The 19,430-nt window shown below is 58.4% G+C and carries 25 protein-coding genes and 1 tRNA gene; 10 read left to right on the top strand and 16 right to left on the bottom strand.

Translation table 11 applies throughout. From position 1 onward, the window contains the following. Positions 1-19: 19 nt before the first annotated feature. The 7 genes from ACW55A_RS17310 to ACW55A_RS17280 are packed head-to-tail and all read left to right on the top strand — an operon-like array spanning position 20 to position 3,800. Positions 20-334, top strand: coding sequence for a hypothetical protein (locus tag ACW55A_RS17310; RefSeq protein ID WP_498811098.1), 315 nt, complete (start codon positions 20-22; stop codon positions 332-334). Continuing rightward, positions 331-1,050 carry a hypothetical protein gene (locus ACW55A_RS17305; protein WP_498811097.1) on the top strand — a complete coding sequence of 240 codons (720 nt, stop codon included), beginning with the start codon at positions 331-333 and terminating at the stop codon, positions 1,048-1,050. The genes ACW55A_RS17310 and ACW55A_RS17305 overlap by 4 nt, the downstream gene beginning before the upstream one ends. Next, a complete protein-coding gene (locus ACW55A_RS17300) occupies positions 1,047-1,235 on the top strand; it encodes a hypothetical protein (protein WP_498811096.1) in 189 nt (62 codons plus the stop codon). Before ACW55A_RS17305 ends, ACW55A_RS17300 begins: the two co-directional genes overlap by 4 nt. Before the next feature lie 49 nt (positions 1,236-1,284). After that, positions 1,285-1,635, top strand: a complete 351-nt coding sequence (locus tag ACW55A_RS17295) for a hypothetical protein (RefSeq protein WP_498811095.1) — start codon at positions 1,285-1,287, stop codon at positions 1,633-1,635. Positions 1,636-1,683: 48 nt separating this feature from the next. Further along, on the top strand, positions 1,684-2,292 hold the full coding sequence (locus ACW55A_RS17290) for a hypothetical protein (protein WP_498811094.1): 609 nt from the start codon (positions 1,684-1,686) through the stop codon (positions 2,290-2,292). A gap of 39 nt (positions 2,293-2,331) precedes the next feature. After that, entirely contained in the window at positions 2,332-2,748 is a 417-nt protein-coding gene (locus ACW55A_RS17285) for a hypothetical protein (RefSeq protein WP_238801290.1), read from the top strand. Continuing rightward, positions 2,649-3,800: a tyrosine-type recombinase/integrase gene (locus tag ACW55A_RS17280; protein WP_498811107.1), complete on the top strand. Its 1,152-nt coding sequence runs from the start codon at positions 2,649-2,651 to the stop codon at positions 3,798-3,800. The genes ACW55A_RS17285 and ACW55A_RS17280 overlap by 100 nt, the downstream gene beginning before the upstream one ends. Before the next feature lie 82 nt (positions 3,801-3,882). On the opposite strand, the gene ACW55A_RS17275 is transcribed toward ACW55A_RS17280, so the two are convergent. The 9 genes from ACW55A_RS17275 to thrS form a co-directional block, all read right to left on the bottom strand. After that, positions 3,883-3,959 (bottom strand) — tRNA-Pro (locus tag ACW55A_RS17275). A gap of 88 nt (positions 3,960-4,047) precedes the next feature. Next, positions 4,048-4,404, bottom strand: coding sequence for a MerR family transcriptional regulator (locus ACW55A_RS17270; protein WP_003315559.1), 357 nt, complete (start codon positions 4,402-4,404; stop codon positions 4,048-4,050). Then, entirely contained in the window at positions 4,385-4,687 is a 303-nt protein-coding gene (gene ihfA, locus ACW55A_RS17265; RefSeq protein WP_455807748.1) for an integration host factor subunit alpha, read from the bottom strand. The genes ACW55A_RS17270 and ihfA overlap by 20 nt, the downstream gene beginning before the upstream one ends. Before the next feature lie 3 nt (positions 4,688-4,690). Then, the gene (pheT, locus tag ACW55A_RS17260; RefSeq protein ID WP_455807749.1) at positions 4,691-7,069 is read right to left on the bottom strand and encodes a phenylalanine--tRNA ligase subunit beta; all 2,379 of its coding nucleotides are present in this window, start codon (positions 7,067-7,069) and stop codon (positions 4,691-4,693) included. A gap of 28 nt (positions 7,070-7,097) precedes the next feature. After that, positions 7,098-8,114 carry a phenylalanine--tRNA ligase subunit alpha gene (gene pheS / locus ACW55A_RS17255; RefSeq protein ID WP_003367019.1) on the bottom strand — a complete coding sequence of 339 codons (1,017 nt, stop codon included), beginning with the start codon at positions 8,112-8,114 and terminating at the stop codon, positions 7,098-7,100. 104 nt (positions 8,115-8,218) lie between these two features. Further along, the gene (rplT, locus tag ACW55A_RS17250; RefSeq protein ID WP_002553161.1) at positions 8,219-8,575 is read right to left on the bottom strand and encodes a 50S ribosomal protein L20; all 357 of its coding nucleotides are present in this window, start codon (positions 8,573-8,575) and stop codon (positions 8,219-8,221) included. A gap of 29 nt (positions 8,576-8,604) precedes the next feature. Next, positions 8,605-8,799 (bottom strand): 50S ribosomal protein L35, encoded by a 195-nt coding sequence (gene rpmI, locus ACW55A_RS17245; RefSeq protein ID WP_002553160.1) that lies wholly within the window; start codon positions 8,797-8,799, stop codon positions 8,605-8,607. 60 nt (positions 8,800-8,859) lie between these two features. Then, positions 8,860-9,393: a translation initiation factor IF-3 gene (gene infC, locus ACW55A_RS17240; RefSeq protein WP_003367017.1), complete on the bottom strand. Its 534-nt coding sequence runs from the start codon at positions 9,391-9,393 to the stop codon at positions 8,860-8,862. 17 nt (positions 9,394-9,410) lie between these two features. Continuing rightward, positions 9,411-11,333, bottom strand: coding sequence for a threonine--tRNA ligase (thrS, locus tag ACW55A_RS17235; RefSeq protein WP_003315564.1), 1,923 nt, complete (start codon positions 11,331-11,333; stop codon positions 9,411-9,413). 349 nt (positions 11,334-11,682) lie between these two features. Here thrS and ACW55A_RS17230 point away from each other — a divergent pair, with 349 nt between their 5' ends. Further along, positions 11,683-11,988 (top strand): hypothetical protein, encoded by a 306-nt coding sequence (locus ACW55A_RS17230; protein WP_003367013.1) that lies wholly within the window; start codon positions 11,683-11,685, stop codon positions 11,986-11,988. Between the two features lie 295 nt (positions 11,989-12,283). Further along, positions 12,284-12,496, top strand: a complete 213-nt coding sequence (locus tag ACW55A_RS17225) for a cold-shock protein (RefSeq protein WP_003315566.1) — start codon at positions 12,284-12,286, stop codon at positions 12,494-12,496. Positions 12,497-12,561: 65 nt separating this feature from the next. On the opposite strand, the gene ACW55A_RS17220 is transcribed toward ACW55A_RS17225, so the two are convergent. Then, on the bottom strand, positions 12,562-12,903 hold the full coding sequence (locus ACW55A_RS17220; protein WP_003367010.1) for an I78 family peptidase inhibitor: 342 nt from the start codon (positions 12,901-12,903) through the stop codon (positions 12,562-12,564). 309 nt (positions 12,904-13,212) lie between these two features. Here ACW55A_RS17220 and ACW55A_RS17215 point away from each other — a divergent pair, with 309 nt between their 5' ends. Further along, positions 13,213-13,407, top strand: coding sequence for a hypothetical protein (locus ACW55A_RS17215; protein ID WP_003367008.1), 195 nt, complete (start codon positions 13,213-13,215; stop codon positions 13,405-13,407). Between the two features lie 22 nt (positions 13,408-13,429). Here the strand turns inward: ACW55A_RS17215 and ACW55A_RS17210 are convergent, their stop codons facing one another. Genes ACW55A_RS17210 through ACW55A_RS17185 form a run of 6 tightly spaced genes read right to left on the bottom strand, consistent with a single transcriptional unit; the run spans position 13,430 to position 19,391 of the window. Next, the gene (locus tag ACW55A_RS17210; protein WP_498811093.1) at positions 13,430-14,455 is read right to left on the bottom strand and encodes a nucleoside hydrolase; all 1,026 of its coding nucleotides are present in this window, start codon (positions 14,453-14,455) and stop codon (positions 13,430-13,432) included. A gap of 23 nt (positions 14,456-14,478) precedes the next feature. Beyond that, the gene (gene rbsD / locus ACW55A_RS17205) at positions 14,479-14,883 is read right to left on the bottom strand and encodes a D-ribose pyranase (RefSeq protein WP_003350274.1); all 405 of its coding nucleotides are present in this window, start codon (positions 14,881-14,883) and stop codon (positions 14,479-14,481) included. Then, positions 14,880-15,800, bottom strand: a complete 921-nt coding sequence (rbsK, locus tag ACW55A_RS17200; RefSeq protein ID WP_044308301.1) for a ribokinase — start codon at positions 15,798-15,800, stop codon at positions 14,880-14,882. The genes rbsD and rbsK overlap by 4 nt, the downstream gene beginning before the upstream one ends. Before the next feature lie 30 nt (positions 15,801-15,830). Further along, positions 15,831-16,847 carry a LacI family DNA-binding transcriptional regulator gene (locus ACW55A_RS17195; RefSeq protein WP_058397553.1) on the bottom strand — a complete coding sequence of 339 codons (1,017 nt, stop codon included), beginning with the start codon at positions 16,845-16,847 and terminating at the stop codon, positions 15,831-15,833. A gap of 1 nt (position 16,848) precedes the next feature. Further along, complete coding sequence (locus ACW55A_RS17190) at positions 16,849-17,841, bottom strand: ABC transporter permease (RefSeq protein WP_455807752.1); 993 nt, start codon at positions 17,839-17,841, stop codon at positions 16,849-16,851. Continuing rightward, positions 17,838-19,391: a sugar ABC transporter ATP-binding protein gene (locus ACW55A_RS17185; RefSeq protein ID WP_003366996.1), complete on the bottom strand. Its 1,554-nt coding sequence runs from the start codon at positions 19,389-19,391 to the stop codon at positions 17,838-17,840. The genes ACW55A_RS17190 and ACW55A_RS17185 overlap by 4 nt, the downstream gene beginning before the upstream one ends. Positions 19,392-19,430 lie beyond the last annotated feature (39 nt).

Below are 19,430 nucleotides of genomic sequence, written 5' to 3'. Positions count from 1 at the left end.
GTGCGGCAAGGACTAAGTCATGCCCGAAGAAAAGTTGATAGGCGCTGTCGAAGTCGTCCGTGACGAGGACGGCTACTGGTATCACCCAGACATTCCTGATTTCGATGAAGACCATGCCGCCTACAAAGCCTGGCTTGATGGTCAGCATCTGAAGGTGGTCGGCTGGCACATGGACTCCGACCTTGAATCGCACCCCTACTGGGAGGAAGACGCAGCCAACTGCCTCGGCTGGGAGCCTGAAAAACCACCGGCCTACGACTGGTTCCTGCTCGGAATTTTCGATACCGAAGATGGTCCATACGTGCAGTGGGCGCGGCGGGTGGTGACGCCATGACCCAGGCCAAGGAAAGACCGATCCTGTTCAGTGCGCCGATGGTGCGCGCCATCCTGTCCAGCCATAAGACAGTCACGCGGCGAGTAATGAAGGTTCAGCCAGTGCTGAACGGAGGATTTTGGGAAGTCTACGGTGCGGGCTGGGGTAAAGGGGCCGCCAGCGTGCCGGTCATGCCCGGGCACAGCCTTTCCTCGAATTGCCCCTATGGCCGAATCGGCGACCATCTATGGGTGCGAGAGACGTGGTCAGACGTGAACTTGCAGGGCGCACCAGGCATCGCTTATCGAGCAGACGGCGACGTGCGCGACTTGATGGAAGATGCCAGCTTCCTCGATGAGGACGGCGCATTCAACTACGACGATTCGCGCTCGAAGCCCTACCAATTTGCGTGCTGGTCAGAGGATTTGATCGGCGGCAAAGAAGGCCGTTGGCGCTCATCCATTCACATGCCGCGATGGGTCAGCCGCATCCTGCTGGAGATCACCGACGTGCGAGTCGAGCGATTGCAGAGCATCAACGAGGATCAAGCCAAGGCAGAGGGCGTGCGCCTCTACACCGATCATGCTGCGCTGGGTGATTGGTGGCACGTTGACGGAATCGAAACCTACAGCGCTGACCCGCGCAAATCGTTCGAGCTTCTCTGGACATCCGTCGGCGGCGACTGGAACGCCAACCCGTGGGTCTGGGTCGTCGAGTTCAAGCGGGTGACGCCGTGATTCCGCGCAAAGGCTGGCTGCGCAGAAAGCTGGAGGCCGGGATGATCCGCATCGCAGCCCGAATCCTGGAGGGCCGCAATGTCGCCCGCTCTCCTGTCGTCTCCCGCCGCGACAACAACGAGATGAGTTACATGGCCGAGAAACTGGAAGCCATCGCCGACCGAATCTCCCGCCAGTACCCGTAACCCCCTTCCCTACAGAGCCTGCCGGTGATCGGCGGGCGGAGACATGCGCATGAAAATCAGAACAGGCGGCTCAAGCGTCACTATCGACGGACGAACGTTTACAGGCAGTAGCGTCAGCATCGTGGGCGACAAGGTGGTCGTCGATGGTGTCGAGCAAAGCGGCAATCTGGTCGGGCCTGTCGTCGTCACGGTGAACGGCAACGCAGAATCAGTGGAGACAGGATCGGGCAAGGTTGAGGTTTCAGGCTCTGCAGGCCGAGTAAAGACCATGAGCGGCGATGTGGAATGCGGCGATGTCAACGGCGACGTCGGAACCATGTCCGGCGATGTGAACTGCGGCGCGATTGGCGGCAGCGTGAAAACGATGTCAGGCGATATCAAAGGCAGCGCTAAGCGATAACCCCCTTCCCCGCAGAGCCTGCCGGTGATCGGCGGGCGAGGATTCATAATGCCCTCAATTGAACAACAGATTGCAGCCATGACTGCACCTTCGCCACCCGCCGTCGAGGTTTTATCGATTGAGCGGGCGACAGTCGAATCGATCCTTGCCGAACTGGAGGAGAAAGACCCGATTCGCCCAATCGTGACCTACCTTCGCACCAGGCTGGCCGAGCCGAAAATTGAGCTTTGGGCCATTCATAGCGTAGGACCGGGTGAAGAATACCCATGCATGAACAAGGAAGACGCCGCGCGCCGGGCAAAAGAACTCCGCGACTTGGGCGACGAGATGAAAGCCAAGCGGATCGCGCGGGGCGAAAGCGTTGAAATGTGGACTGACTGGGTGACAAACGTAATCCCTTCACCCTGGGAGCCAGCCGAGCACTTCGAGATTATGGCCGAGGAATGGATGGATGATGCCGACTCAGTCCGCCAGCACGCAATCAAGCTGACTGCCGATCAAGAAGTACTGGTCTCGGCGCTAAAGCTGACTCGCGAGAACCTCCGAGCCTGCCAAGCAAGCATTCACCTATGCGGTGGATTCGATCCGGCCTACGTGAATGACGCCCAAGCAGCGATGAAGGTTGCCGACGAAGCGCTCAGCAAGATATCCGCCTAACCCCTTCCGCCGCCCAGCGCGGCCCGGAGCAGTACCTCTATGGCAAATAAATCTGCCGCCCAGGTAGCACCAATCCTGCCACGGTTCATCCGGGCAGGTGATGCCTACGGCTATCTGGGCATGTGTCGTGACGAATTCAACAAGACCGTGCGCCCAAACGTGCGGGAATTTCCCATTGGAAAACAAGGCGTCGGCTTTGATCGGCTGGAGCTCGACGCGTGGGCGGATGCCTACGTCGAGAGCAAGGCGATTGAAAAGGCAGCCAATCAGGACAACAATCAGCCCCGCAGCGAGCGCCATGCCGGGGCCACAGGAGTAACGGCATGGCCCAAAAAGCAATCACCGGCCTCCAGAAAATGCCGAACGGCATCTGGAAAATCGACAAAAAATACCGAGGAGAACGAATTCAAGAAAGTACTGGCACTTGTGACCGGGCGGAAGCCGAGCAGTACCTGATCCACATGCTGGAAAAGCTGCGGCAGCGGAAGGTGTACGGCGTGCGTCAGGTTCGGACGTGGAGAGAGGCCTCTATCCGCTTCCTGATGGAAGTGAGAAATCAGCCTTCGATCCATATTTCAGCCACTTACATGTCACAGCTTGATCCGTTTATCGGGCACATGCCAATCACTCATGTGGACGATGACGCGCTGGCACCCTATATACGGTCGAAGCTTGAGCCGGAGAATGGAAAGCCGGTCACGAACAGAACTGTGAATATCGCACTGCAACGCGTCATTCGGGTTTTGAACTTGTGCGCAAGGAAGTGGCGGGATGAGGAGCGGCGTCCGTGGCTTGACGTGGTGCCGATGATCTCCTTGCTGGACGAAAAGACGAACTGCCGCAAGCCCTACCCACTGTCGTGGGAGGAGCAATCGATTCTGTTCGCCGAGTTGCCGGCCCACCTGCAGACGATGGCGATGTTCAAGGTGAACACCGGTTGCCGCGAGCAGGAGGTTTGTAAGCTGCAATGGGATTGGGAGATTGCGGTGCCGGAGCTGGGAACAAGCGTATTCCTGATTCCAGCTGGGTTTGGCGGCCGAAGCGCGAAGTCCGGTGTGAAGAACCGGGATGAGCGCTTGGTAGTGCTGAACGACGTTGCGAAATCGGTTATTGAGCAGCAGCGCGGCAAGCACAAGCTGTTCGTGTTTCCGTTCGGCAAGCCGGATGGTGAAGGGAATGAGACAACGGTTCACCGCATGAACGACTCGGCCTGGAAGAAGGCGCGAATCAGAGCGGCGACCAAATGGGGGGAGAAGTTTCTGCGAAAGGCCCATGACGGATTTTTGCGAGTCCGCATCCACGACCTCAAGCACACCTTTGGCAGAAGGTTGCGAGCGGCCGGGGTGACAGAAGAGGATCGCAAAGCGTTGCTCGGGCACAAGAACGGAAGCATCACCAGTCACTACTCAGCAGCGGAACTGGATCAACTCATTGCAGCGGCAAATAAGGTATCAGCAACTGACTCGCGCGCACCAGCGCTCACCATCCTCAAGAGGAAACAGGCATGAGCAAAAAGACCGGGATCACTCGGAAAGTCACTGAGGCAAAAACAACAAAGCCGCACAAAGGCGGCTAAGTCATTGAATTATATGGTCGGGACGGAGTGATTCGAACACTCGACCCCTAGCACCCCATGCTAGTGCGCTACCGGACTGCGCTACGCCCCGACTAGGCGTGTATCTGTTTTGCAACGTGCGAAAACGTTGAGGAATATACCCTAAGCATTTGAATTTTGGAAGTATCCTGACTGCTCAATTACGCCTTGAGCATGACGAGTACGTCTTCCAGCTCGGCAATCATCTCCCGAATCATCTGCTTGTACTGCTGAGTATCATCCTTCGGTTCACCGCTGGTGAGACGAAGTCGGGCGCCACCGATGGTGAAGCCCTGATCGTAGAGCAGGCCGCGGATCTGGCGGATCATCAGCACGTCCTGGCGCTGATAATACCGACGGTTTCCGCGCCGCTTGACGGGGTTGAGTTGAGGAAACTCCTGCTCCCAATAACGCAGAACGTGCGGTTTTACCGCGCAGAGCTCGCTGACCTCACCGATGGTGAAGTAGCGTTTGCCGGGGATCGGCGGCAGCTCGTCGTTATGACTTGGTTCCAGCATATGCCTCAACTCGGGCCTTCAGCTTCTGCCCTGGACGAAAGGTGACCACACGGCGCGCCGTAATCGGAATCTCTTCACCGGTCTTGGGATTTCTCCCAGGCCGCTGGCGCTTGTCTCGAAGGTCGAAGTTGCCGAAACCTGACAACTTCACCTGCTCGTTATCTTCCAGAGCGTGCCTGATTTCTTCAAAAAACAGTTCGACCAGTTCCCTGGCTTCCCGTTTATTCAGGCCCAGCTCTTCGTACAGACGTTCGGCCATCTCAGCTTTCGTCAGAGCCCCCATACGCTACTTCCTTAACGTGGCGTTTAACCTCTCCTCAAGCGAGGTGAGGATAGCAAGTGTCGTTGCGTTTACCTCATCGTCATTAAGAGTGCGTGATGGATGCTGCCAGGTCAAGCCGACTGCAAGGCTTTTTCTATGCGGATCAATGCCTTTACCCTGGTAAACATCAAATAACCTGAGGTCTGTGAGCCACTCGCCTGCATTTTCACGAATAACGTCCAGAACCGTACTGGCCGAAACATCCCGATCAGCCAGCAGTGCCAGGTCGCGGCGCACTTCAGGGAAGCGCGACAGCTCGTGGAATTTCGGCAGACGGCCGGTGGACACTTCCGCCAGAACCAGCTCGAACACAAACACGGGACGATCAAGCCCCAGGGTTTTCGACAATTCCGGGTGAATGGCGCCCAGGAAACCGACTTCACGGCCATCACGCTCGATGCGAGCCGTCTGACCTGGGTGCAAGGCAGGATGCTGCCCCGGCGTGAAGGTGAACTCGCCCAACGCACCGGCAAAGCCCAGCACCGCTTCAACATCAGCCTTGACGTCGAAGAAATCGACTGCATCGCGACCTTGCGCCCAGCCTTCCGGCAGGCGGCTGCCGCAGACAACGCCGGCCAGCATCGGCTCTTGCTTCAAGCCGTCGAGCTGACCGACGAAGCGCAGGCCGCTTTCGAACATCCGCACACGATCCTGCTGACGGTTGAGGTTGTGCTGCAGCGCCTTGACCAGACCAGGCCACAGCGAGGCACGCATGGCTGCCATGTCATTGGAGATCGGGTTGGCCAGCAGCAAGGGCTTGGCGCCCGGCGTGAACAGCTCGAACCATTTCGGGTCGATGAAGCTGTAGGTGATCGCTTCCTGATAACCGCGGGCAACCAGCAGGCGGCGCAGCTCAGGCAGATCGCCCTTGGCTTCGGCCTTGGCCTGGGGAGCCAGACGGGCTTGCGGATAGCGGACCGGCAGGCGATTGTAGCCGTACAGACGCGCCAGCTCTTCGATCAGGTCGACTTCAAGGCTGATGTCGAAACGATGACTTGGCACTTCGACACGCCATTTTCCGTCGGCTTCGGCAGTCACAGCCAGGCCGAGACCTGTCAGCAGACGCTCGATTTCGGCGTTTTCGATCACCAGACCGAGCATCTGCTCGACGCGGCTGGCGCGCAGCGTAACCGGAGCAATCGATGGCAAATGCTGCTCACTGACCACTTCGATCACGGGGCCGGCTTCGCCACCGGTGATTTCCAGCAGCAGGCCAGTGGCCCGCTCCATGGCTTCGCGGGCCAGCTGCCAGTCCACACCACGCTCGTAACGGTGCGAGGCATCGGTGTGCAGACCATAGGAACGCGCCTTACCAGCCACCGAGATGGTGTCGAAGAAAGCACTTTCCAGGAAGATGTCACGAGTACCGGCAGTTACGCCGCTGTGCTCGCCGCCCATGACGCCGGCGATTGCCAGCGCGCGCTGGTGATCGGCAATGACCAGCGTGTCGGCACGCAGGCTGACTTCCTGACCGTCGAGCAGAACGAGCTTCTCGCCCTCCTCGGCCATGCGTACACGAATGCCACCGTTGATTTCGGCCAGATCGAAAGCATGCAGAGGCTGCCCCAGCTCCAGCATCACGTAGTTGGTGATATCGACAGCGGCATCGATGCTGCGCACGTCAGAACGACGCAGACGCTCGACCATCCACAGCGGAGTCGGACGCGACAGATCGACGTTGCGGATGACGCGGCCCAGGTAACGCGGGCATGCAGCCGGAGCCAATACTTCGACCGGGCGCACTTCATCGTGCACAGCGCTGACAGCAGCGATCTGCGGACGGGTGACGTCAGTGGCGTACAGCGCACCGACTTCACGCGCCAGACCGGCCACCGACAGGCAGTCGCCACGGTTAGGGGTCAGGTCGACCTCGATGCTGGCATCGTCCAGGCTCAGATAGACACGAATGTCCTGACCGACCGGCGCATCGGCTGCCAGCTCCATCAGGCCATCATTGCCCTCGCCGGCCTGCAACTCGGCAGCCGAACACAACATACCGTTGGACTCAACGCCGCGCAGCTTGGCTTTCTTGATCTTGAAATCGCCCGGAAGCTCGGCGCCGATCATGGCAAATGGAATTTTCAGGCCCGGACGCACGTTTGGCGCACCACAGACAACCTGAAAGGTTTCGCTGCCATTGCTGACCTGACACACACGCAACTTGTCGGCATCGGGATGTTGCTCGGTGCTCAGCACCTCACCCACCACCACGCCGCTGAAAACGCCGGCGGCCAGCGTCACGCTGTCAACCTCAAGACCGGCCATCGACAGACGAGCAACCAGCTCGTCGCGGGAAACCTGCGGGCTTACCCAGCCGCGCAGCCATTGTTCACTGAATTTCATCCTGCTCTCCTGAAAGGTTCGTTACGACTTAGCGAAATTGCGCGAGAAACCGCAAATCGTTGTCGAAGAACAGGCGCAAATCATTGACGCCGTAACGCAGCATGGCCAGACGCTCTACGCCCATGCCGAACGCGAAGCCCTGAAACTCTTCAGGATCGATGCCGGACATACGCAGCACGTTCGGGTGGACCATGCCGCAACCCATGACTTCAAGCCAGCCGGTCTGCTTGCAGACGCGGCAGCCCTTGCCACTGCACATGACGCATTCCATATCCACTTCCGCCGAGGGCTCGGTGAACGGGAAATACGAAGGACGGAAGCGCACGGCCAGCTCTTTCTCGAAGAACACCCGCAGGAATTCTTCGATGGTGCCTTTCAGATCGGCAAAATTGATGTCGCGATCGACCAGCAGACCTTCGATCTGGTGGAACATCGGCGAGTGGGTGATATCCGAGTCGCTACGGTACACACGGCCTGGGCAGACGATGCGGATCGGCGGCTGCTGCGATTCCATGGTGCGTACCTGTACCGGCGAGGTGTGGGTGCGCAACAGCATGTTCGCGTTGAAGTAGAAGGTGTCGTGCATTGACCGGGCCGGGTGGTGGCCTGGGATGTTGAGCGCCTCGAAGTTGTGGTAATCGTCTTCCACTTCAGGGCCTTCGGCGATGCCGTAGCCGATGTGCGTGAAGAATTGTTCGATACGTTCCAGAGTACGGGTAATCGGGTGCAGACCACCGGAGGTCTGACCGCGGCCCGGCAGGGTCACATCGATGCATTCGGCTGCGAGCCTGGCAGTCAGTTCTGCCTGCTCAAACGATGCCTTGCGTGCATTGAGAACCTCTGTGACACGTTCCTTGGCAACGTTGATCAGCGCACCGACTTGCGGACGCTCTTCAGCTGGCAGGTTCCCCAGGGTCTTCATCACCTGAGTCAACTCGCCTTTTTTGCCGAGGTAGTGAACCCGGATTTGCTCCAGGGCATTGATATCTTCGGCGCTTTGCACAGCCTCAAGAGCTTGAGAGACCAGCGCGTCCAGGTTTTCCATGTACAGACTCCAGATACAAAATAGGGGAAGAGCTGAAGGCTCTTCCCCTATTTATGACGTTTAACACCGACCCCGGAGAACCGGGGCAAGTGATTGTCGGGGACTTAGGCCAAGGTGGCTTTAGCTTTCTCGACAATCGCAGCAAACGCCGCTTTTTCGTTCACTGCCAGATCAGCCAGAACCTTACGGTCGATCTCGATGGACGCTTTTTTCAGGCCGGCAATGAAACGGCTGTAGGACAGACCGTTAACACGAGCACCAGCGTTGATACGAGCGATCCACAGAGCGCGGAACTGACGTTTTTTCTGACGACGGTCACGGTAGGCGTATTGGCCTGCCTTGATTACCGCTTGCTTGGCAACACGGAATACGCGTGAACGCGCGCCGTAGTAGCCTTTTGCAAGTTTCAGAATTTTTTTGTGACGCTTACGGGCAATGACGCCACGCTTTACACGAGCCATGAGTTACTTCCTCTATATCTTGATCAAAATTAACGAAGGCGCAGCATGCGCTCGACTTTTGCCACGTCAGACGGATGCAGCAAGCTGCTACCGCGCAATTGACGCTTACGCTTTGTCGACATTTTGGTCAGGATGTGGCTCTTGAAAGCGTGCTTGTGCTTGATGCCGTTGGCGGTTTTCAAAAACCGCTTAGCTGCACCACTTTTAGTCTTCATCTTTGGCATGTTCGGATACTCCGCATTCAGTTGATAAATATAACCGCAAGGCCTGCCGTGCCCTGGTGGTTATTTCTTCTTTTTCGGGGCGATGACCATGATCAGCTGGCGTCCTTCCATCTTAGGATGCTGTTCGACGGAACCGTATTCGAGCAGGTCACCTTCAACCCGCTTCAACAATTCCATACCCAGCTCCTGGTGGGCCATCTCACGACCGCGGAATCTCAACGATACCTTGGCCCTGTCCCCGTCACTCAGGAAACGTACCAGGTTGCGTAGTTTTACCTGGTAATCCCCTTCCTCCGTCCCTGGACGAAACTTGATTTCTTTAACCTGGATCTGCTTCTGGTTCTTCTTCGCTGCAGCAACCTGCTTCTTCTTCTCGAAGATCGATTTGCCGTAATCCATCACACGGCAGACCGGAGGGACTGCGTCGGCAGAAATCTCTACCAGATCCAGCTTCGCCTCTTCGGCAATACGAAGCGCTTCATCAATCGAGACGATGCCAATCTGCTCGCCGTCAGCGCCAATTAAACGAACCTCGCGGGCCGAGATATTTTCATTGATCGGGGCCTTGGGTGCAGCTCGTTTATCTTGTCTCATTTCACGCTTAATAATAATTACTCCGTATCTTGGCGACCACGCCGGGAAACCGCTTGTGCGAGGAATTCAGCGAATTGGGCGACCGGCATCGAGCCAAGGTCAGCGCCTTCACGTGTACGCACAGCGACAGTTTGCATTTCAACCTCCCGATCTCCAATCACGAGGAGATAAGGAACCTTGAGCAAAGTATGCTCACGGATTTTAAAGCCGATCTTTTCATTTCTCAAGTCGGACTTGGCACGAAACCCGCTTTCGGCCAGAGTTTTTTCCACTTCGAGGGCAAAATCGGCCTGTTTGTCAGTGATATTCATGATCACTGCCTGGGTGGGTGCCAGCCAGGCCGGAAACGCGCCTTCGTAATGCTCGATCAGAATCCCGATGAAACGCTCGAAAGACCCGAGAATTGCGCGGTGCAGCATGACCGGATTCTTACGGCTGTTGTCTTCCGACACGTACTCGGCACTCAAGCGGATCGGCAAATTGAAGTCCAGCTGCAAGGTGCCGCACTGCCATACCCGACCGAGACAATCCTTGAGGGAAAACTCGATTTTAGGACCGTAGAACGCGCCCTCGCCCGGCTGCAGGTCATAAGGCAGACCTGCGCTGTCAAGTGCGGAAGCCAGCGCCGATTCGGCACGGTCCCAAAGCTCGTCGGAGCCTACACGCTTTTCAGGGCGAGTGGACAATTTGAGTTCGATATCCTTGAAGCCGAAATCGGCATAGACATCCAGCGTGAGCTTGATGAACGCGGCGGACTCAGCCTGCATCTGGTCTTCGGTACAGAAGATGTGTGCATCGTCCTGAGTGAAGCCACGCACGCGCATGATGCCGTGCAGGGCACCCGACGGCTCGTTACGGTGACAGGCACCGAACTCGGCCAGACGCATCGGCAGCTCGCGGTAGCTCTTCAGGCCCTGATTGAACACCTGCACGTGGCAAGGGCAGTTCATCGGCTTGATCGCGTAGTCGCGGCTTTCGGACTCGGTGGTGAACATGTTGTCGGCGTAGTTGGCCCAGTGCCCGGATTTTTCCCAGAGCGAGCGATCGACCACTTGCGGGGTCTTGATCTCGAGGTAGCCGTTTTCACGCTGCACTTTGCGCATGTACTGCTCAAGCACCTGATACAGGGTCCAGCCCTGTGGGTGCCAGAAGACCATGCCCGGCGCTTCTTCCTGGGTATGGAACAGGCCAAGACGCTTGCCGATCTTGCGATGGTCGCGTTTTTCGGCTTCTTCGATGCGCAGAATGTAGGCCGCCAGCTGCTTCTTGTCAGCCCAGGCAGTGCCGTAGACACGCTGCAGCTGCTCGTTTTTGGCATCGCCACGCCAGTAGGCGCCAGACAGCTTGGTCAGCTTGAATGACTTCAGGAAACGCGTGTTCGGCACGTGCGGACCGCGGCACATGTCGACGTATTCTTCGTGGTAATACAGGCCCATGGCCTGCTCGTTCGGCATGTCTTCGACCAGACGCAGCTTGTAATCTTCGTGACGGGCGGTGAACACCTCGATCACTTCAGCGCGCGGGGTGACTTTCTTGATGACGTCGTAATCTTTTTCGATCAACTGCTGCATGCGCTGCTCGATCGCCGCCATATCGTCAGGCGTGAACGGGCGCTCGTAGGCGATATCGTAATAGAAGCCGTCGTCGATCACCGGGCCGATGACCATTTTTGCAGTCGGATACAACTGCTTGACCGCGTGCCCTACCAGGTGCGCGCAGGAGTGACGGATGATTTCCAGTCCTTCCTGATCCTTGGGGGTGATGATCTGCAGGCTGGCATCGTTTTCGATCAGGTCGCAGGCATCGACGAGCTTGCCGTCGACCTTGCCGGCGACGGTGGCCTTGGCCAGACCGGCACCGATTGAAAGCGCGACATCGGCTACGGAAACCGCATGATCGAATGAACGTTGACTGCCGTCGGGAAGAGTAATAGTTGGCATGGCGCCTCCTCTCCTAGTGGTGACCCCTACCAAAGGTCACGTGGGTTGGGATGAGCCAGTACGTGATCCGGTGGTATGCCTGCCTCACAGTGGCAGGAGCCTTGGGGCCAACCTTGAACCGGACCAGATGACTGGAATGTACGAAAAACCTGCCTGCGCGGCACCGAAAGCCATTGGCCATGGGGCGCTTGAAAATAACAGGACGCGCATCCTAACACAGCCAGACCGGCCGGGATGCACATCCACGCAAATGAAATGGAATTGGCACACCACCTGAACTGGCAGGCTTCATGGGCGTCAGAAACCATCGAGACCCCGAACGTTTTTTCCAGCAATCAAGGAGAACACCATGAAGTTTTCACGCCTGACCAGCCTCCTCCTCTGCAGCGCCGCCCTTATCCCTCTGGGTGCTCACGCCGCAATGGACGGAACGACACGCGCTACCTTCACTCAGGAATGCGTGGCTGCGGCCAAGAAACAGGGGCTGGATGACAAGACCGCAACGACTCACTGCGAATGCGGTGCAAAACAGGTGGACAGTCATTTCACCGACAAGGAAATAGCCTCGCTCAAGGACACCAAGACAGCGCCACCGGCTGCATTGACGGCAAAACTGCAAAAACTGGTCGCAGAGAACTGCACGGCGACAAAATAATCATTTTTTTCAGCCGGGGTAAAACGCGCACGCCGGGCACTGATAGCAGTTGGCCCAGCGCCTTCTGAAAGCCATTGAAATCATGGCGTTAAGCGCTATTGCCACAGCCCATTCAGTACCGGGTTTGGCACGCCGGAGGGCGCTTTGCGGAGTATGGTGAACTGCATATACGGGACCTTTACGCAAAGCGCCCACCTTAATAGCTGTTTTTTTGCCCATTTCGACTATGATAGCCCGGTGTGCCCAGTTGGCCTGAGCAGCACGTTACTGAAAATTATGTTTCTGGAGATACACCATGTCTAATCGCCAAACCGGCACCGTAAAATGGTTCAACGATGAAAAAGGCTTCGGCTTTATCACTCCACAAGGTGGCGGTGACGACCTGTTCGTACACTTCAAAGCAATCCAGAGCGACGGTTTCAAAAGCCTGAAAGAAGGCCAGACCGTTACTTTTGTTGCTGCTAAAGGCCAGAAAGGCATGCAAGCAGAAGAAGTTCAGGTGGCCTGATTCACCTGACACAAAAAAACCCCGTCACTGACGGGGTTTTTTTATGCACGGAAGAAAGTATCGGCTCAACCGCAATTTATACGGGTCACCTTCCCCGACGCATCGGTGTTGACGTTTACCCGCTCGGACCGGTATTCCAGCGTGACCATGTCGTCAGGACCGAGAATGCGCGCATCCTGCGAACCGGAACGGGTGCGGACTTGAGAAAGGAGGTCTATGGAAGCCTGCTTGCCGACAGCGAACTGGGCAAGCCCTGCATCACAACGGCCAGGTATCGCGTTGCTGGCGGGCGCGTCGGCCTTGACGGGCGCCTCAGCACTGGCACTGCTATCCGAAGCCGTACTGCTGCAGCCTGCCACCAATGAAGCCACGACCACAAAACCCAATGTTGCGAATTTCCGGGGCATACACCCTCCTCTGCCAATGAACATTTCCAGACCTGTCCGACCGCGCTAAGGCGCGTTGGTTGCACGGTCCGACCGACATGCCTTGTGTAACCTGTTGATCTGCCTGGACCGGGAGTCTGCCTTGGCATGACACAGGGCGCGCGAAGAAATCGTCACAAAACGTTTATCGCCGATGCGCATTGAAGCGGGCTATCAGGATCATATGTAAGTAGGAGTGTCAAAATGCGCACGGGATGGTTTACTGCCAGAGACACAAGCGCCGGGAAGCGAGCAGCGTGTGCGTGACCCTTCACTGGAGATCAGACAGACATGACAGCCATAACCCTAGACGCAGACATCAAGGCCAGATGGCCTCAGGGCCACTGCTCGCACAGCCCCGGGAATCCGGAAGAACTGATGATCATCGCAGTTGACCTGTTGATCAAGGAACTGGGCACCGAGGGTGCCCGTGCCTTCATCAGCCAGGTGCTGAGCCGCTACGCCACGGCAGGATTGCCCGCCTGATACGCGGCTTCAGAATGCGTGATTATTTGAGGCGCGCCAGACGCTCGGTCAGCAGATCGAAGAACCCCTGAGCGTCGCCGTTCTCGACCCAGAATACGTTCTGCGGCTGCTTGAGTGTGCCGTACCAGTCGGCCACTGTCTGACCGAAACCGATACCCTCACGGGTGTCCACTGCGACGTTGATCTGCCGTCCGGAAAACAACTCGGGCTTGAGCAGCCAGGCAATCACGCTGGCATCGTGTACCGGTCCGCCGGGCAAACCGTAATGCTCCATGTCCAGCTTGACGTATTCATTGAGAATGCTGTCCACCAGCTTGCCCGCATTATTGCCCAGTGCGGCGATCTGCTTGAGGCGCTGTTCACTGGTGAGAATCTTGTGGGTCACGTCCAGCGGCACGTACGTCAGCTTCACACCACTGGCCAGAACGATCTGCGCGGCGTGCGGGTCGGCGAACAGGTTGAATTCGGCAACCGGAGTGATATTACCGCCGTTGAAATGCGCGCCACCCATGACCACCACTTCCTTGATGCCCTGGGTGATTTCCGGAGCCTGCACCAGCGCCAGCGCCAGGTTGGTCTGCGGGCCGAGCATGGCGATGGTGATGCTGTGCGGCTTGGCCTTGCTCAGGGTGCGAATCAGGTAATCGACGGCATTGCCTTCGGCCAGCCCCTTGGCGGGCTCATGCACGGGTACACCCGGCAGGCCTTCCTGACCGTGAACGTTCTCGGCATAGATTGGTGTACGCACCAACGGCTTGGGCGCACCGGCATACACAGGCACCTCTTCGCGCCCGGCCCATTCCCGCGCCAGCCTGGCGTTACGCGAGGTCTTGTCGAGGCGCACATTACCAGCCACCGTGGTGATAGCCATCACGTTCAGCTCTTCAGGTGACGCCAGCGCCAACAATAGCGCGACGACATCGTCCGCACCTGGATCGGTATCGATGATCAGATCGCGCTTTTCAGCCGCCTGGACAGCGGCAGTACCGAGGATGGACAAGAGCAACGCTCCACGAATGAACTGTCTGGAAAACTGTATCAATGTCATATGAAACTCCCTTTCTTGAATAACTAGAACACGACTCCGGACACCAGCGCCACATTACTGTACGGCTGACATTCTCCGGTACGGATGATTGCCTTGGCCTTGCGACTCAAGACCTTGAGGTCTTCATGGCTTATCCAGCGTTGTTGCCCCAATTGGTCGTCCAGATTCAGGCTTTCGATCACCTGCAACGCAGGCGGCTTGATCTCGGCCATCTCGTTGGCCAATACGTGGCTTTCAACCTGCATTTCACTCAGCACGACATCCAGCACACTGATGAAATCCGGCACACCGCGGGTCAGCGCGAGGTCGATCAATTCGACGCCCGCCGGCACTGGCATGCCGGCGTCGACGATCATCAGGATGTCACCGTGACCCAGCGATGCAATCACGCGGGACAGGGCAATATTGAGTAGCGGGGTCTTTTTCATAGCGAATTGAATTCCTGTACTTCCTCGAACGTCGGGATGGACGGCTGGGCACCCGCTCGGGTGACGGAGATGGCCGCCGCAGCCTGACCGAAACGAATTGCCTGCAATTCGCCATGGCCTGCGGACAATGCCGCCGCAAAACCGCCGACAAAGGTATCACCTGCAGCGGTGGTGTCCACGGCCTGCACACGACGTGCGGGAATATGCTCAACGCCAGACGCATTGGCGAACAGGGTTCCGCGCTCGCCAAGGGTAATGATCACGTTGCGCGCGCCGGCCGCCAGCATCGCCGAAGCCGCGTTTTCAGCGGCCGCCGGTGAGTCAACGCTGACACCGGTCAGGGTCTGCGCTTCGCTTTCGTTGGGGATCAGGTAGTCGATCAGGGCATACCAGTTTGCCGGCAGCGGCTCGCTGGCCGGCGCAGGATTGAGAATGACGGTCTTGCCCAGCGCACGTGCGCGGGCCAGGGTATGGAAAACGGTCTCGGTCGGCACTTCGAGCTGGCAGATGACGATTTGCGAATCCGCCAGCAGCGCATCGAAGCGCTCGATCAATGCCGGACTGAGCCGACCATTGCCACCGGCCACGATGACAATAGCGTTCTGGCTGTTGGCGTCGACCACGATCGAGGCGATCCCGGTGGACACACCCTCAACGACGGTCACCGCCTGGCAATCGATATGCTCGGCCAGCAGCGCCGCACGCAGTTGCTCACCGTAGGCATCAGCCCCGACACAACCGATCATCGCTACGCTGGCACCCAGACGTGCCGCAGCAACCGCCTGATTCGCCCCCTTGCCGCCCGGCACGGTATCAAATGTTTCCCCGCTCAAGGTCTCGCCGGGACGCGGCAGACGCTGGGCGCGGATGACCAGATCCATGTTCAGACTGCCCACTATCACTATTTTTGCTTGCATGGCTCATTAATCCGTTGCTGCGCGTGCGCGTCATTCGTTGGACAAAGTAGTGGGCGCTGCCGTGGACTCGCGCACCACGACGCTGGGCGTCACGAGTCTTTTTTCGGCAGGAAGCCCATGGGGTGTGGCGATTCTGCTCAGCAGCATTTCTGCGGCGGTTTCGCCCAGTTGCATGATCGACTGCCCCACGGTGGTCAGCGCCGGATAAACATAGCGACTCATCTGGATATCATCGAAACCGATCACCGACAGGTCCTGAGGCACGCGAATCAAGCGCTCGGCGGCGGCGCGCAATACGCCGATGGCAATGACGTCGTTGCCGGCAAAAATCGCCGTTGGCGGATGCGCTGCCAGAAGCTGACACGCTGCCTCATGACCGGCAGAGCTGGTGAACTCACTGTGCGCCGCCCATTCGGCCCGGGCCTGAACGGACGCCTGCTGCAGGGCGCGCCGGTACCCCGCCAGACGCATCTCGGCCACTGTGCTGTGTAATGGTCCGCCGATGCAGGCAATGGCGCGATGCCCGAGGTCCAGCAAGTGCCGAGTCGCCAGATAAGCGCCCTGCTCATGGTCGATACGGATCATGTCGGCATCGATACCGTCCAGTTCCCGGTCAACGATCACCAACGGCGTACGAACCTCGGCAAGGCCACCTGCAATACCGGCATCGCCCCCCACCGAAGAAACAATCAGACCGTCGACACGCTTTTCCAGCAGCACGCGCAGATAGCCACGCTGTTTCTCCGGATTATCATCGGAGTTGCAAAGGATCACGCAAAAACCGTTGCGCTCGCAGTAATCCTCGATGCCCCGCGCCAACTCGGCGAAATACGGGTTCATGCCGTTGGGAATCAACAGGCCGATGGTCGAGGTGGTCTTGGCCTTCAGCGAACGCGCCACTGCACTGGGCACATAATCGAGCTGTGCAATGGCGGCTTCGACCTTGAGCCTGACCGGCTCGCTCACCGGCCGGGTCTTGTTCAACACGTGGGAAACCGTGGTGTACGAGATCCCCGCCAGGGCCGCGACATCCTTGATGGTTGCCATATCAGCCCTGGCGCCGAGCCCGATGGCTGCGATAGGTGTCCAGTACCACAGCGATCACAATCACCGCACCGGTGATGATCCGCTTGGTCGGCTCGGTCGCACCGATCTGCGCCAGGCCTGCGGCCAGCACGGAAATGATCAGCACACCGAAAAAGGTGCTGATGATCGAACCGCGTCCGCCCATCAGGCTGGTGCCGCCGATCACCACGGCTGCAATGACCTGCAGTTCAAGCCCTGCGCCGGCATTCGGATCGGCCGCTTCCAGCCTGGATATCTGGAACAATGCCGCGACACCGGCCAGCAGCCCCATCAGCGAGAACACCAGAATCTTGTAAGGCTTGGGATTGATACCCGCCAGACGCACGGCCTCTTCGTTGGTGCCGATGCCGATCAGGTAGCGACCGAAAACGGTCCGGGTCAGTACTGCATGAGCGACGAAGATGATCAGCAACGCGATGATGAAGGACGGCGCAATGCCGAAGGCAATCGGATCGGACAGCCAGGCGAACGAATCACCGATGTAGGCGGTACGCGAATTGGTCATCTGATAGGCCGCGCCACGGGCCATTTCCAGCACGCCCAGAGACACGATGAACGACGGGATGCGCCAGGCGACCGTGATCGAACCGGTGACCGTACCCGCCAGCGTCGCACAGGCAATGCCCAGCAGCGCCGCCGGAAACACGCTCCAGCCCCAGCCGAGGATTGCCACACTGACCGCCGAAGCGGCCAGGGCCAGCACCGAGCCGACCGACAGGTCGATGCCGCCGATGATGAGGATCAGCGTCATGCCGACCGACAGCACCATCAGGTCCGGGATCTGGTTGGCGAGCATGCTGAAGGTCTGGTAGGACAGAAAGTGATCGCTGAGCAGCGAGAACAGCACAATCATCACCAGCAACGCACCGGCCAACCCGATGTAGGTACCCAGACCAAAGTAGTTGCCGCCGCGACGGACTGGCACAGTCAGCGTCGGAGAAGGAGTATTTTTCATGAGTCGTTCCTGGGCGCCGCATCATTGAGCAGCGCGTCACGTTTCTGATAACCGGCGAAGGCAGCGGCCAGCAATTGGTCCTGGGTCCAGCTGTCGCGTTCGAACGTGTCGATCAGGCGACCGGCAGACAGCACGCCGATACGATCACAGATCAGCATCAGCTCGCGCAGATCACTGGAAACCACCACCAGCGCCCTGCCCTGACGGGTCAATTCGGCCAGCAGCGCGTAGATATCGAACTTGGCACCGATGTCGATGCCCCGTGTCGGCTCGTCGAACAGCATCACCGTGCAGTCACGTTCCAGCCAGCGACCGATCACCACCTTCTGCTGATTGCCACCCGACAGCTCGGAGACCAATTGGCCCGGACTGGAGCTGCGAATGCGCATGGCCGCTACCTGGCGCTGCGCCAGCTTCAGCTCGTCGTCGCTGTTGACCATGCCCGCACTGGAAATCGAATGCATGTTGCCCAGCGCAATGTTGGCGCTGATCGATTGCGACATCAGCAGGCCTTCGCTCTTTCGGTCTTCCGTGATCAGCGCGATACCCTGCTCCACCGCGTCGGCTGGCGAGCGAATGCTGACTTTCCGCAGCGGCTTTCCGACTTCGATGTCACCGCTGTCGGCAACGTCTGCACCGTAGATCAGGCGTAACAACTCGGTACGCCCGGCACCGATCAGCCCGGAAATACCGAAGATTTCACCTCGACGCACGTCGAAGGACACATCCTGAACCTTGCCGGCGCGATTGAGCCCCTTGACCGACAGCGCCACCTCGCCAATCTGCCGGGCGCCCATGTCGATATGCTCGCCGAGCTCACGGCCGACCATCAGAGTCACCAGTTGCTCACTGTTGTATCGGGCAATCGGCTCGACACACACCAGCTTGCCGTCGCGCAGCACAGCGATGCGCTGGGACACCCTGGCCAGCTCTTCAAGCCGATGGGAGATGTAGATGATCGAGACGCCACGTGCCTGCAGCCGTGTGATCTGCTCGAAGAGCATTTCCACTTCGCGCGAGGTGAGCATGGCAGTGGGTTCGTCGAGAATCAGCACGTGACAGTCGCCGATCAGGTTGCGGGCGATCTCGACCATCTGTTGGTGGCCGATCCCCAATTCGCCGACCAGCGTGTCGGGATCAATGGCGTCCAGCCCCACTTGGGCCATGGCCTCGATCGCGTTTTCGCGCAAGCGCTTGCGGTCGATCCAGCCGGCCCTGCGGGGCAGGTCATGAAGAAACAGATTTTCGGCCACGGTCAGGGTCGGCAGCAGGTTGAGCTCCTGCATGACCATGCGAATGCCGAGTTTTTCGGCCTGGGTACGACTTGCAGGCTGATAAGGCTGGCCCTGGAACTCCATGTTTCCGGTGGTAGGGGTTACCAGCCCGCCGATGATTTTCGACAAGGTGCTTTTACCGGCACCGTTTTCCCCGGTCAGGGCGAGCACTTCGCCACGCATCAACGTCAGGTCGACGTCACCAAGTACGGGCTGTGCGTAGGTTTTGCCGATGCCACTGACCGAAAGAACAGCTGTCTGAGCAGACGCTGACATACATTTCTCCCAGCGCCCGTCCTCTGCGGACGGGCACCT

This window comes from Plantibacter cousiniae (nom. nud.), assembly GCF_977070315.1.
Note: the sequence above shows the minus strand (reverse complement) of the source record. Positions and strands in the feature narration are given on the sequence as shown.

What these genes read in the sequence shown, in the direction of transcription:
- ACW55A_RS17310 (WP_498811098.1), top strand. Translation starts at nt 20, where the DNA reads ATGCCCGAAGAAAAGTTGATAGGCGCTGTCGAAGTCGTCCGTGACGAG.
- ACW55A_RS17305 (WP_498811097.1), top strand. Translation starts at nt 331, where the DNA reads ATGACCCAGGCCAAGGAAAGACCGATCCTGTTCAGTGCGCCGATGGTG.
- ACW55A_RS17295 (WP_498811095.1), top strand. Translation starts at nt 1,285, where the DNA reads ATGAAAATCAGAACAGGCGGCTCAAGCGTCACTATCGACGGACGAACG.
- ACW55A_RS17290 (WP_498811094.1), top strand. Translation starts at nt 1,684, where the DNA reads ATGCCCTCAATTGAACAACAGATTGCAGCCATGACTGCACCTTCGCCA.
- ACW55A_RS17285 (WP_238801290.1), top strand. Translation starts at nt 2,332, where the DNA reads ATGGCAAATAAATCTGCCGCCCAGGTAGCACCAATCCTGCCACGGTTC.
- ACW55A_RS17280 (WP_498811107.1), top strand. Translation starts at nt 2,649, where the DNA reads ATGCCGAACGGCATCTGGAAAATCGACAAAAAATACCGAGGAGAACGA.
- ACW55A_RS17270 (WP_003315559.1), bottom strand. Translation starts at nt 4,404, where the DNA reads ATGCTGGAACCAAGTCATAACGACGAGCTGCCGCCGATCCCCGGCAAA.
- ihfA (WP_455807748.1), bottom strand. Translation starts at nt 4,687, where the DNA reads ATGGGGGCTCTGACGAAAGCTGAGATGGCCGAACGTCTGTACGAAGAG.
- pheT (WP_455807749.1), bottom strand. Translation starts at nt 7,069, where the DNA reads ATGAAATTCAGTGAACAATGGCTGCGCGGCTGGGTAAGCCCGCAGGTT.
- pheS (WP_003367019.1), bottom strand. Translation starts at nt 8,114, where the DNA reads ATGGAAAACCTGGACGCGCTGGTCTCTCAAGCTCTTGAGGCTGTGCAA.
- rplT (WP_002553161.1), bottom strand. Translation starts at nt 8,575, where the DNA reads ATGGCTCGTGTAAAGCGTGGCGTCATTGCCCGTAAGCGTCACAAAAAA.
- rpmI (WP_002553160.1), bottom strand. Translation starts at nt 8,799, where the DNA reads ATGCCAAAGATGAAGACTAAAAGTGGTGCAGCTAAGCGGTTTTTGAAA.
- infC (WP_003367017.1), bottom strand. Translation starts at nt 9,393, where the DNA reads ATGAGACAAGATAAACGAGCTGCACCCAAGGCCCCGATCAATGAAAAT.
- thrS (WP_003315564.1), bottom strand. Translation starts at nt 11,333, where the DNA reads ATGCCAACTATTACTCTTCCCGACGGCAGTCAACGTTCATTCGATCAT.
- ACW55A_RS17230 (WP_003367013.1), top strand. Translation starts at nt 11,683, where the DNA reads ATGAAGTTTTCACGCCTGACCAGCCTCCTCCTCTGCAGCGCCGCCCTT.
- ACW55A_RS17225 (WP_003315566.1), top strand. Translation starts at nt 12,284, where the DNA reads ATGTCTAATCGCCAAACCGGCACCGTAAAATGGTTCAACGATGAAAAA.
- ACW55A_RS17220 (WP_003367010.1), bottom strand. Translation starts at nt 12,903, where the DNA reads ATGCCCCGGAAATTCGCAACATTGGGTTTTGTGGTCGTGGCTTCATTG.
- ACW55A_RS17215 (WP_003367008.1), top strand. Translation starts at nt 13,213, where the DNA reads ATGACAGCCATAACCCTAGACGCAGACATCAAGGCCAGATGGCCTCAG.
- ACW55A_RS17210 (WP_498811093.1), bottom strand. Translation starts at nt 14,455, where the DNA reads ATGACATTGATACAGTTTTCCAGACAGTTCATTCGTGGAGCGTTGCTC.
- rbsD (WP_003350274.1), bottom strand. Translation starts at nt 14,883, where the DNA reads ATGAAAAAGACCCCGCTACTCAATATTGCCCTGTCCCGCGTGATTGCA.
- rbsK (WP_044308301.1), bottom strand. Translation starts at nt 15,800, where the DNA reads ATGCAAGCAAAAATAGTGATAGTGGGCAGTCTGAACATGGATCTGGTC.
- ACW55A_RS17195 (WP_058397553.1), bottom strand. Translation starts at nt 16,847, where the DNA reads ATGGCAACCATCAAGGATGTCGCGGCCCTGGCGGGGATCTCGTACACC.
- ACW55A_RS17190 (WP_455807752.1), bottom strand. Translation starts at nt 17,841, where the DNA reads ATGAAAAATACTCCTTCTCCGACGCTGACTGTGCCAGTCCGTCGCGGC.
- ACW55A_RS17185 (WP_003366996.1), bottom strand. Translation starts at nt 19,391, where the DNA reads ATGTCAGCGTCTGCTCAGACAGCTGTTCTTTCGGTCAGTGGCATCGGC.